General features: G+C 72.5%; 11 protein-coding genes and 1 riboswitch. All 11 genes read right to left on the bottom strand.

Annotated elements, in window-relative coordinates:
- On the bottom strand, window positions 1-1,635 hold a 1,635-nt coding region (locus J0670_RS15885; protein ID WP_207812222.1), incomplete at its 3' end, for an ABC transporter permease subunit.
- 83 nt (window positions 1,636-1,718) lie between these two features.
- Window positions 1,719-2,084 carry a VOC family protein gene (locus tag J0670_RS15880; protein ID WP_207812221.1) on the bottom strand — a complete coding sequence of 122 codons (366 nt, stop codon included), beginning with the start codon at window positions 2,082-2,084 and terminating at the stop codon, window positions 1,719-1,721.
- Window positions 2,081-2,602 (bottom strand): hypothetical protein, encoded by a 522-nt coding sequence (locus J0670_RS15875; RefSeq protein WP_207812220.1) that lies wholly within the window; start codon window positions 2,600-2,602, stop codon window positions 2,081-2,083. The genes J0670_RS15880 and J0670_RS15875 overlap by 4 nt, the downstream gene beginning before the upstream one ends.
- Before the next feature lie 35 nt (window positions 2,603-2,637).
- Complete coding sequence (locus J0670_RS15870; protein ID WP_207812219.1) at window positions 2,638-3,051, bottom strand: winged helix-turn-helix domain-containing protein; 414 nt, start codon at window positions 3,049-3,051, stop codon at window positions 2,638-2,640.
- Between the two features lie 83 nt (window positions 3,052-3,134).
- Window positions 3,135-3,395 carry a hypothetical protein gene (locus J0670_RS15865; protein ID WP_207812218.1) on the bottom strand — a complete coding sequence of 87 codons (261 nt, stop codon included), beginning with the start codon at window positions 3,393-3,395 and terminating at the stop codon, window positions 3,135-3,137.
- 87 nt (window positions 3,396-3,482) lie between these two features.
- Window positions 3,483-3,761, bottom strand: a complete 279-nt coding sequence (locus J0670_RS15860) for a hypothetical protein (protein ID WP_207812217.1) — start codon at window positions 3,759-3,761, stop codon at window positions 3,483-3,485.
- Window positions 3,762-3,904: 143 nt separating this feature from the next.
- A complete protein-coding gene (locus J0670_RS15855) occupies window positions 3,905-5,557 on the bottom strand; it encodes an NRAMP family divalent metal transporter (RefSeq protein WP_207812216.1) in 1,653 nt (550 codons plus the stop codon).
- Window positions 5,558-5,897: 340 nt separating this feature from the next.
- Window positions 5,898-6,075, bottom strand: a riboswitch (M-box (ykoK) riboswitch).
- Between the two features lie 122 nt (window positions 6,076-6,197).
- Window positions 6,198-8,477: an FdhF/YdeP family oxidoreductase gene (locus tag J0670_RS15850; RefSeq protein ID WP_207812223.1), complete on the bottom strand. Its 2,280-nt coding sequence runs from the start codon at window positions 8,475-8,477 to the stop codon at window positions 6,198-6,200.
- 133 nt (window positions 8,478-8,610) lie between these two features.
- On the bottom strand, window positions 8,611-9,588 hold the full coding sequence (locus J0670_RS15845; RefSeq protein ID WP_207812215.1) for a LysR family transcriptional regulator: 978 nt from the start codon (window positions 9,586-9,588) through the stop codon (window positions 8,611-8,613).
- A gap of 14 nt (window positions 9,589-9,602) precedes the next feature.
- Entirely contained in the window at window positions 9,603-10,442 is an 840-nt protein-coding gene (gene fdhD / locus J0670_RS15840; protein ID WP_207812214.1) for a formate dehydrogenase accessory sulfurtransferase FdhD, read from the bottom strand.
- A 122-nt stretch (window positions 10,443-10,564) separates the two neighbouring features.
- Window positions 10,565-11,761, bottom strand: a 1,197-nt coding sequence (locus tag J0670_RS15835) for an MFS transporter (protein ID WP_207812213.1), incomplete at its 5' end; no start/stop codon positions are given.

Raw genomic sequence — 11,761 nt, 5'->3', positions numbered from 1 at the left:
GGTGGCCTGGGCGATGTACGCGCCGAGGCCGGTGGCGGTGAGCGTGGTGCCGCCGAAGGTGACCACCTCGGAGACGATGGAGGCGTTCCAGGCGCCGCCGGAGGCGGTGATGCCGCCGGTGACGTACGCCGGGAAGATCCCGGGGACGATCAGCCGGCGCCAGCGCTGCCAGCCGCGCACGCCGAGGTCGTCCATGGCCTCGCGCAGGTCGCTGGGGATGGCCATGGCCCCGGCGATGGCGTTGAACAGGATGTACCACTGGGCGCCGAGCGCCATCAGCAGGATGCCGCCGAGGTCGATGGACAGTCCGGTGCGCAGCAGCAGCCAGACCACCAGTGGGAAGAGGAAGTTGGCCGGGAAGCTGGCGAGCAGCTGCACCAGCGGCTGGGCGATCCGGGTCAGCCGGGGGGAGAAGCCGATCCGCACCCCGATCGGCACCCAGACGACCGTGGCCACCGTGACCAGCACGACCACCCGGGCGAGGGTGGCGAGGCCGAGCAGCAGCGGTTCGCCGAAGACGCCGAGGCCGGTGCGGTCGGCGAGGTAGCGGCCGAGGTCGACCAGGCCCCACAGCACGATGCCGCCGGAGACCAGGGCGAAGGCGGCGTCCCCGGTGCGCCGCCACCCGGGGCTGACGGCGAGCGGGCGGTCGTCGGTGCCGAACACCCGCCCGGCCCGGCCCAGGGCCTCGCCCAGGGGTCGCAGCGCCCGGCCGAGGAGGGCGGGCCAGCGGGAGCGGCGCAGCAGGTCGAGGACGACCGAGCGCTGCACCTCGGTGGCCTCGGACTGCTCGTTCCTGAAGCGTTCGGCCCAGGCGGTGAGCGGACGCCAGAACAGGAAGTTCACGCCGATGACGAGGACGGCCATGGTGGCGATCGCCCAGCCGACCCGGCCGAGGTCCCCGGCGGCGATGGCGGCGCCCGCGTAGGAGCCGACGCCGGGCAGCGCGTACCGCTGGTTGTCGACGCTGATCGCCTCGGAGGCGACCAGGAAGAACCAGCCGCCGCCGAAGCTGAGCATGCCGTTCCAGACCAGGCCGATCATCCCGGAGGGCAGTTCGACCTTCCAGAACCGCATCCACCGGCTGAACCGGAAGGAGCGGGACAGCTCGTCGAGTTCGCGCGGCAGCGAGACCAGGGAGTGGTAGAAGCCGAAGGTCATGTTCCACGCCTGGGACGTGAAGATGGCGAAGACGGCGGCGCACTCCAGGCCCAGCATCGAGCCGGGGAACAGGGCGAGGAAGCCCGTCACCGCGACGGTCAGGAAGGCGAGCACCGGCACCGACTGGAGGATGTCCAGCGCCGGGATGAGCACGCGCTCCAGACGGCGGCTGCGGGCGGCGGCGTAGGCGTAGCCGAAGGTGAAGGCGACGGAGACGGCGAGCGCGGCGAACATCCGCAGCAGCGAGCGCGCCGCGTCGTACGGCAGCCGGGCCGGGTCGGTGTCGACGGCGGCGTCCCGGGCGGTGGAGAACCGTACGGTGGCGCCCTGCCCGACCCGCAGCGCGAGGTAGAGCAGGACCAGCACGGCGGCCGCCACGACCACGTCGACCCAGGCCGCCCGGGTCGGGCGGCCGACCGTCCGGGGCGGCAGCGAGGCCCGGGACCGGCCCGGGGCTGACTTCGGAAAGGGCATGACGGGGACCTCCGGCGCGCAAACCCGGGCAGTCTGCTCCCTCGCGACGTCCGTACGCAAATGACCTGGGTTCGGGCCGCTGTTCAGGCGGCCTCGACGAACTCCAGCAGGTTGCCGACCGGATCGGTGGTGTAGAAGCGGCGTCGGGGCGGCAGGGTGTCGTCCCAGACCACCTGGGCGCCCAGTTCGGACAGCCGCAGGGCGAACTCGTCGATCTCGCAGACCGCGATCCCGGGGTGGGCTTTGACGCTGGGCCGGAAGCGCTCCTCGATGCCGAGGTAGAGCCGCACCCGCCCGCCGTCGGCGGCGAACCAGCAGCCGCCGCGGCCGGTCAGCGGCCCGGGCTTGGGGATCTCCGCCATCTGGAGGACGTCGCCGTAGAAGGCGCGCAGCAGGGCCTCGCTGCCGGGCGGTGCGGAGAGCTGGACGTGGTCGAGGGCCGTGATCACTGCGGCTTCCTCTCGGAGGGGGTGGACGTGGCGTGCCGCCGGGCCGCGGTGGCCAGCAGGCGGGCGGTGGAGGTGGGGAGATCGAGGTGGTGGGCGATCCACTGGGGGTCGTGGCCGTGGGTGGCGAAGACCCAGGCGGTGTAGAGCCGGTTGAGGCCGGGGGCGCCGGGGCCGAGCAGGATCGGGCGGACCTGCTCCATCGGGAAGCCCTCCAGCGAGCGGGCGCTGAACCACTGGGTGTCGTCGTCGGCCGCTGCGGCGATGCCCGTCGGGGTGGCCGAGGGGCGGCCCGCCCGCCGCTGGCTGTGGGCCAGCAGCAGGGCGAGCAGCAGCCCGGCGGCCGAGGCGCCGATGAGCACGCCGGACAGGAAGAGCCGGAGCTGCCCGGGGGCGACCCCGACGGCGACGCCCTGGAGGGTGAGCAGGAGCAGGACGCCGCACAGCGCGGTGCCTCTGCCGGTCCGGGGCCAGGTCCGGGCCCAGGTCCAGGTCCAGGGGAGTGGGGCGGTTCTGGTCATGTGATGTCCTCCTCCGGTGCTGTGTGTGCGGGGGCTCAGCCGACGCGGGTGAGCCGGGGGTCGTACTTGTAGCCGATCTGCCGGACGGTGGCGATCGCCTCCCGGTGGCCGGGGCCGAGCTTGCGGCGGATCCGGGCGATGTGGGTGGCGATGGTCCTGGTGTCGCCGGTGTCCGGTCGGCCCCAGACCGCCTCCATCAACTGGCGGCGGGAGTGCACCCGCAGCGGGTTGCCGACCAGGTGCGCGAGGAGTTCGAACTCCAGGTACGGCAGGTCGAGTTGCTGGCCGTCGACGGTGACGGTGCGGTGTTCCGGGTTCACCACCAGGCCGGTGTCCGGGTCGCCGCCCTTGTCGAGGCCGGTGGGCTTCGGGGCGGGCGTCCGGCGTCGGGCAGCGGCGGCGGGGTGGTCCGAGAAGATGGCGTCGAGCCTGGGGTAGCGCACGACCATGGCGGATGCTCCTTCGGCTGGTCGGTGGGTGGGGTGGTCGGTACGGACTGGTCAGTGGCCGGGGTCATCAGCGGCCGGGGCGGTCAGTGGCCGGGGTGCCAGGTGGCTTCCAGTCGGGTGGTCCCGCTCTGGTCGGTGACGGTGTGCCAGCGGGCCCGCATCCGGACCTGGTGGCCGCTCGGCGCGGCGCCGACCGGGGCGCCGACCGGGGTGGCGACGGCCTGGAGGACGGAGTTCTCCAGCGGGCTGGCGGCCAGCCGTCGGCCCACCGCGGCGAGGGCGGCGCGCAGGCGGCCGCGATCGGTGGACGGGAGGACGGGCTGGAACGCGGCGACGATGGACATGGCTGGTCACCTCCGTGACGGGACGATGAATGTGGACGGGTGCACCGGTGGGTGCGAGGGCTGACGACACGTCATGTACGTGGTGCGTCAGGCGGCTTGGGCGTCCCGGTGGTGGGCGGCGGCGCGGGCGAGACGGCGCGCGGCGGCCGGCGGGAGGTCCGCGAAGAGTGCGAGCCAGTCCGGGCGGTGGCCCTGGCAGGCCAGCAGGTAGGCCAGGTGGACGCGGGGCTCGTACGCGGAGGCCGGGGTGTTGGGCGTACCCGAGCGGGGGCAGGCGCCGGGGTCGTCGAGGCGGTAGTCGCGCTCGACGCCGTCGTGCAGGGCGAGGCGGACGCTCGGGCAGCGGTGGAACGGGGTGGTGCGCATGGCCGTACTTCCTTCCTTCCCCGGGTGCGGGGCGGTCGAGGGTTCCGGGTGGGGCCGGGGCGGCGGCGGGCTGCGGCCGGGTGTCGCCGCCCCGGTGCTCGGATCGGCGCTTCAGCGAGGTGTCGCGTCGGCGCTTCGGCGGCTCAGTGGCTGAGCGCGGTCTGGACGATCTTGATGATGACCATGATCATCGCGACCAGGAGGTAGGTGCGCAGGGCACCCATGCCGATCTTGCGAGTGGCGGACATGACCGGCTTCTCCAGGGTCTCCAGCGGGGGCATCCGCCAGTTCTCGCGGCCGGTGCGGTCGATGGGGTCCTCCTTGGTGCCCCGGCGGCCGAAGGTGAAGAAGTACCCGGCCACCAGCACGCCCGCCACACCGCAGCCGGCCATGATCCACAGGATCGCGTCCGAGCTGATGTCCGGCCACACCACGGCGGCGGTCAGGATGAGCGACAGCATGACCAGGACGCCGACGACGGCGGAGGTGAAGGCGTTGGTCTTCGGGCCGTTGACCCACGGGCCGAGCACGGCCTTGTCGTTGCACAGCAGCAGCAGGAAGACCGTGGCCGAGGGCAGCAGGACACCGGCCAGCACCTGGACGAACTGCGTCATCAGGCCCTGGGTGTACTCGGTGGACAGCAGCGTGATCGCGGCGGCCACGACCACCAGGCCCGCGTAGATCCCGTAGAAGCCCTTGGCGCCCTTGACCCCGCGGTGCAGCGAGTGCTTGATGCCGAACACGTCGCCGATGGCGTAGGCGGTGGAGAGGGAGACCGCGAAGGCGCCGATGATCGAGGCGTCCAGCAGCGCGATGGCGAACAGCACGCCCGCCAGGTGGCCTGCCTTGTCCTCGATGCCCTTGGCGACGGCGCCCGCGTCGGAGAACTGGCCGAAGCCGTCCGTGCCGGCGAAGGCGGCGGCGGTCAGGCCCATCATCGCGGCGGCGCCGATGATGACGATCGCGATGCCGATGACCAGGTCGGCCTTCTCGTACTTCATGAAGCGCGGGGTGATGCGCTTGTCGATGACGTACGACTGCTGGAAGAACAGCTGCCAGGGGGCGACGGTGGTGCCGACTATGGAGACGATCACCAGCATGACGGCGGCCAGCTCGCCCGAGCCGCCCGGCATGGACGGCACCACGAAGTCGTGGGCCATCTGCGAGGTCCTGGGGTGGACCAGGAAGTAGATCGGCACCAGCAGCAGCGAGCCCACGCACAGCGTGATCGCGACCCGCTCGAAACGCTGGAACGACCCGGTGAACGCCGAGGCGATGATGATCGCCGCCGCCAGCACCACCGAGGCGACCTTCGGCAGGCCCAGGTAGTCGGCCGCCAGGGTGACGCCGATGAACTCGGTCACCAGGGTGAGCGCGTTGAGCAGGAACAGGTCGATGACGCTGAACGCGCCCCAGAACTTGCCGAAGCGCTCCAGGATCAGCCGGGCGTGCCCGACACCGGTGACGGCACCGAGGCGCAGCACCATCTCCTGGTTGACGTACAGGACGGGGATCAGCATGAGCAGGGTCCACAGCAACTGGGTGCCGTAGTTCTGCCCCGCCTGGCCGTAGGTGGAGAAGGCGCCCGCGTCGTTGTCGCCGACCATCACGATCAGGCCGGGGCCGACGATCGCGAGCAGGGTCTTGAGTCTCGCCGACAGTCCCTGGCGGGGTGTCGTGTCGTCGAGCCTGATGGTGCCGAGCGCGCCCTTGATGTCGCCGACGTGGGCGTCGTCCAGTACCGCTGAACGCGGCGCAGCGGCCTTGGAGTTGTTGAGGGTGGTGTTGGTGGTCATGACGTTCCTCCCGTGTGCCCCGGACAGGCGGGGCGGTTCGGGGGCGCGCGGCAGCAATTCCCCCTGCGTGTGGGCACGGCGCATCGGCGCGCGGCGGTGCGAGCCCGTTCGGGCACGGCGAAGCCGCGTGCTGGCGGTGGCCGATGTGATGCGTCGTCAGACAGGCGCGCAGGGAAGGTTGTTACCGCGTGCCGGAGGTGTACGAGAGCATGCGGGGGTAGGGGCGACTGTGGCCCGGACTACTGCAGTCCATGTCTCTCGCCTCCTCCCGGCCGACGCACCCCGTGGTGCGTGTCATCGACGCGGCAAGGTGCTCGCCGGCGCGCGCGAAGCGACCGTCGGCTCACCCCAACTCGTCAGAGCTTTGGCACTCCACGGCGTGTCCAACCCCCTTGGGTCGGAAGCCACTTCGGATCAACCCTTAGGTCGGGAGGATCTGTCCTAACCCTGGGCGTCTCTCGACGTCGTCGGATCAGTGGCCTGTGTCCGTGAAGAAGCCTCACCGAACGAGGTGCCTTCTTCAAACCTCCAGAAGCATAGAACGCGCGGAGGCCGATACTTGCGTACTTGGTAGAACCTTTACCTTCAATTCCGAGTCGACGTGCTCATGCTGCCTGCGTGTTCATGCTGCCGACGCGGTTCACGCCCTGGTCACGGTGACCCGCAGGTGCTTCATGATCGGCTGGTCGCTCTGGGTGCTGTGGTCGCCGATCGCGCACAGCACGTTGAGCTCCGGCATGTACCCGGCCGCGCAGCCGCGCGGGATGTCGTACGGGACGGCGAGGTAGCCGTGCACCGAGCGGGTGCTGCCGTCGCGGGCGGTGCTGGTGATGTCCACCGGGTCGAACTCGGCGATGCCGCGCTCGCGCATGTCGTCCCGGTTCAGGAAGACCAGCGTGCGCAGGTTCTTCACGCCCCGGTAGCGGTCGTCGCCCGAGTAGATGGTGGTGTTCCACTGGTCGTGCGAGCGCATGGTGCCCAGCGCCAGGGTGCCCGGGGCGGGGACGACGTCGGGCAGCGCGGCGGCGGAGAACTCGGCCTTGCCGGAGCGGGTGCGGAAGACCAGCTCGCGGGCCGGCTGCTTGATCCGGAAGCCCAGCGGCAGCCGCACCCTGCGGTTGAAGTCCTCGAAGCCGTCCAGCACTTGGGCCATGGTGTCGCGGATCCGGTCGTAGTCCTCGATGTACCACTCCCACGGGGTGGGGCTGTCCGGCAGCGCCGCGCGGGCCATCCCGGCGATGATCGCGGGCTCGGAGAGCAGGTGCGGCGACGCCGGGCGCTTCATGCCGACCGACAGGTGCACCATGCTCATCGAGTCCTCGACCGAGGTGGACTGCACCCCGGTGCGCTGCTGGTCCTTCTCGGTGCGGCCCAGGCACGGCAGGATCAGCGCCCGCCGGCCGTGCACCAGGTGGCTGCGGTTCAGCTTGGTGCTCACCTGGACGGTCAACTCGCACTTGCCCAGCGCCTCCTGGGTGTACGGGGTGTCCGGCGCGGCGAGCGCGAAGTTGCCGCCCATGCCGACGAAGACCGTCACCTCGCCGCGCTGCATCGCCTCGATCGTCCCGACGGTGTCCAGGCCGTGCTCGCGCGGCGGGTCGATCCGGCACACCTCGGCGAGCCGGTCGAGGAAGGCGACGGCCGGCCGGTGGTCGATCCCGCAGGTGCGGTTGCCCTGGACGTTGCTGTGCCCGCGCACCGGCGAGGGGCCGGCCCCCTCGCGGCCCAGATTGCCGCGCAGCAGAAGGAGGTTGACGATCTCCCGCGCGGTGTCCACGCCGTGCTCGTGCTGGGAGACGCCCAGGCACCAGCTGAAGATCGAGCGGTCGGCCTCACGGTAGATCCGCGCCGCCTTGAGGATCTCGGCCCGGCTCAGCCCGCTCTGGTGCTCGATCTCCTCCCAGGGCGTGCTCTCGCAGACATCGCGGTACGCCTCGAAGCCGGCGGTGTGGCGCTCGATGAACAGCCGGTCCAGCGCCCGCTCGTCGGTCGCCGACTGCTCCAGGATCGCCTTCGCCATGCCGCGCAGCAGCGCCATGTCGCCGCCGATCCGCGGCTGGAGGTTCAACGTGCCGGTGCGGGTGGACTTGGCCAGCGCCATGTCCGTGAAGTCGTGCGGGATGATCGTCCGGGTGGCCGCCGCCTCGATCAGCGGGTTGACGTGCACGATCTGCGCGCCGCGCTTGTAGGCCTCGGCGAGCGAGGTGAGCATCCGGGGCGCGTTGGAGGCCGCGTTCACGCCCAGGATGAACAGCGCGTCGGTGACCTCCCAGTCCTTGAGGTCGACCGTCCCCTTCCCGGTGCCGAGCGAGGCCTCCAGGGCCCGTCCGCTGGCCTCGTGGCACATGTTGGAGCAGTCGGGCAGGTTGTTGGTGCCCAGTTCGCGGGCCATCAGCTGGTACAGGAAGGTCGCCTCGTTGCCCAGCCGGCCGGAGGTGTAGAACGCGGCCCGGTTCGGGTCGTCCAGCCCGCGCAGGGTGCGGCCGACCAGCTCGAACGCGTCCTTCCAGCCGATCGGGACGTAGTGGTCGCTCGCCTCGTCGTACACCATGGGCTCGGTCAGCCGGCCCTGGTCCTCCAGCGCGAAGTCGCTCCAGCCGGACAGCTCGGTCACCGAGTGCGCGGCGAAGAACTCCCGGCCGACCCGCTTGCGGGTCATCTCCCAGGTGACGTGCTTGATGCCGTTCTCGCAGATGTCCAGGTGCAGGCCCTTGGTGTCGTCCGGCCAGGCGCACCCGGGGCAGTCGAAGCCGCCGTTCTCGTGGTTCATCCGCATGATCGCCCGCGGGCCGTCCAGGTACGCGCCCTCGCGCATGAGGAAGCGGGTGACGCTCTTGGCCGCGCCCCAGCCGGCCGCGGGGTGGTGGTAGGGCGCGAACCGCGGCGGCTCGGCGGGGGAGGGACCGACCTTCTCGGTCACCTCCTCGGGCTGCCCGGATGCGGTCGTGGCGTCGTCGGAGGTGGTCACGGTGGTCGCCTTCCGTCACACGGCTCGGGCACTCGGCGTTCGGGTCGACGCTACGCCGCGCCGACGGACCGTGCGCGCCGAGCCGTCACGCCTGCGGCAGGCTGCCCAGCACCGCCGCGACGTCCGTGCGGCGGGCCACCTCCAGCAGCGCGCGGGCCATCGCCGAGCCCGGCTCCCGGGCCGCGACCACCAGCCCGATCGGCGCGCTGTGCACCGGCTCCACCAGCGGGACGGCCCGCATCCCGGGCGGCACGCCGAACACGTGCAGCCAGGCGTACGGCACCACGCTCGCCCACTGCCCGGTGCGGACGTGCGCGAACAGCGAGGCCACCGAGTCCGTCTCCACCCGGGGTGTCGGCGCCAGCCCGAGGCCCGCGAACACCTCGTCCAGCACCCTCCGGCCCTGCATCCCCGCGTGCAGCAGGCACAGCGGCAGCCGGGAGGCCTCCGTCCAGGTGGCGTGCGGGTGCCGGGCCTGCTCCTCGGGCGGGCCGGTGGGCGGGCCGGTAGGTAGACCGGTGGGTGGACCGGTGGGCAGGCCGGTGAGCAGGCCGGTGAGCAGGACGTACCGCTCCTCGTACAGGGGGACGGCGCGCAGGTCGTCGGCCTCCGGCCCGGGCAGGTAGGTGATGCCCGCGTCGACCTCGAAGTTCCGTACCTGGCGCAGGAGTTCATCGGAGCGCAGATCGGTGGAGAGCTCCACGGCGGCCAGCGGGTGCGCGGTGCAGAACGGCCCGGTGAGCAGCGAGACGGCGCCCGAGGCGGTCGGCACCGAGCCGATCCGCAGCCGTCCGCTCAGGCCGGTGCGCAGCGCGTCCACCTCGTCCCGCAGGGCGTCCCGGTCGGCCAGGATGCGCTGCGCCCACAGCACGATCCGTTCGCCCTCGGGGGTGAGGCCCTCGTAGGCGCGGCCGCGCCGGACCAGCAGCACCTCCAGCTCGTCCTCCAGCTTGCGGACGGCCTCGGACAGGGCCGGCTGGGAGACGTGGCAGGCCTGGGCCGCGCGCGCGAAGTGGCGCTCGCGGGCGAGCGCGACCAGGTACTCCAGCTGCCGGAAGAGCATCGACCCGACCTCGGCTATCCGACCGCGACGGCGGTGTCGATCCGGTCCGTCCGGGTGTAGACGTTCATCGAGTCGCCGCGCAGGAAGCCGACCAGCGTCAGCCCGCTCTCCTCGGCCAGGTCCACGGCCAGGGAGGAGGGCGCGGAGACGGCCGCGAGCATCGGTACGCCCGCCATCACGGCCTTCTGCACCAGCTCGAAGGAGGCCCGGCCGCTGACCATCAGCACCGTGCCGCGGGCCGGCAGCAGGCCCTCGCGCAGCGCGTGGCCGACCACCTTGTCCACCGCGTTGTGCCGGCCCACGTCCTCGCGCAGGCACAGCAGGTTCCCGTCGGCGTCGAACAGCCCGGCCGCGTGCAGGCCGCCGGTACGGTCGAAGACCTTCTGGGCGGCGCGCAGCCGGTCGGGCAGGGCCGAGAGCTGCCCGGGGGTGACGCGCAGCCCGTCCTCGGCGACGCTCCACGGCGCGGTGGTGCGCACCGCGTCCAGGCTGGCCTTGCCGCACAGGCCGCAGGAGGAGGTGGTGTAGAAGTTGCGCTCCAGCGAGGCGTCCGGGGCGGGCACGCCGGGGGCCAGCGCGACGTCCACCACGTTGTAGGTGTTGCCGCCGTCGGCGGTCGCCCCGGCGCAGTACCGGATCCCGGCCAGCTGGTCGGCGGAGTGCAGCACGCCCTCGCTCACCAGGAAGCCGACCGCGAGGTCGAAGTCGCTGCCGGGGGTGCGCATGGTCACCGTCAGCGGGCGGCCGCCGACCCGGATCTCCATCGGCTCCTCGGCGGCCAGGGTGTCGGGGCGGTGGGAGGGCGTGCCCTCGCGCAGGCGCAGCACCCTGCGCGGTACGGTCACTCGGCCCATCGTGGTCGGCTCCTCGGTCGGTTCGGTCCGGACGGTGTGGTCGCGGACGGTGTGGTCGCGGACGGTGTGGTCGCGGACGCTGTCGTCGTGGACGGTGTCGTCGTGGACGGTGTCGTCACGGACTAGGCAAACGTTTCCTCGAATGCATCCTCGCGCGTCGTACCGATTTCCGGGACGGCCGGGTCGTTCGGGCCGACGGGTCGGTCCTCCGTGGCGGGCAGATGACGGCGGCTGTGGGCGGCGGTCACCCCCAGGCACAGTGTGCCGATCCCGGCCATGCCCGTCAGCAGCGCCGGGTAGGAGGCGTGGCCGGCGGTTCCGGCCAGCAGCAGCGGGGTGAGGAAGCCGCTGGAGGTGGTGCTCTGATAGACCGAGGCGGAGGTCGGGCCGGAGTCCGCGCCGGAGTGCGAGCCGGTGAGCCGCTCCACCTCGTGCAGCCCCGCGCCGAGCGTCAGCCCGTACCCGGTGCCGAGCACCGCGGCGGCGGCCACCACCAGGCCCACCGAGCCGCGGGCGGCGGCGAGGGCGCCCAGCAGCAGCCCGGCGATCACGGTGGCCATCGCGGTGAGGGTGGCCCGGGCGCTGTGCGCGTCGTCCAGCCGGGCGGCGAAGGGCTGGGCGATCACGCCCATGGTGAGGGTCAGCGCCGCCACCAGGCCGCTGAACAGCGGCGCGTACCCGGGCAACCGGTCGGCCACCAGCGGCGGCAGCACCACGTACCCGACGGTCGCGGCGCCGAGGACGGCCGGGCTGGCGGGCAGGACGACGTAACGGAACCGGGGGTGGCGCACGGCCGCCGCCGGACGGTTCGGGGCGCTGCGGCCGGGAGCCGTCTCCGGGAGGCGACGGGTGGCCCGCAGGACCAGCAGACAGCCCAGCGCGTGGGCGAGGCCGGGCAGCACCATCGGACCGGGCAGCCACTCGGCGAGCACCCCGGTGGCCAGCGCGCCCGCCGCGAAGCCCGTACCGGTGGCGTACGTCGCGCGGCGGGCCGACACCCCGGGCGCCGTGGTGGGGCCGGCCAGTTCGCGCAGCCAGGCCGTCCCGGCCAGGAACACCAGCCCGGCCGCGAAACCGGTGACCGGTCGGGCCGCGAACACGGCCGGCTCGTCCCCGAGCGCGAGTACGGCGCTGGCGGCGGCCGACAGCCCCAACGCGCCGCACACCGTCCGCCGGCGCCCGTACCGTTCGGCGGCGGCGCCGCCCAGCAGCAGGCCGGGCACCAGACCGACCAGGTACACGGAGAACATCGCCGCCAGCGAGAGCGCCGACCAGTCGGTGCGCGCCCGGTACACCGTGGCCAGGGCGGTGAACTGGTT

Origin of the sequence: Streptomyces sp. FH025 (assembly GCF_017427025.1) — a bacterium.
GTDB lineage: Bacteria > Actinomycetota > Actinomycetes > Streptomycetales > Streptomycetaceae > Kitasatospora.
This window is presented reverse-complemented; position numbering and strand designations above follow the sequence as displayed.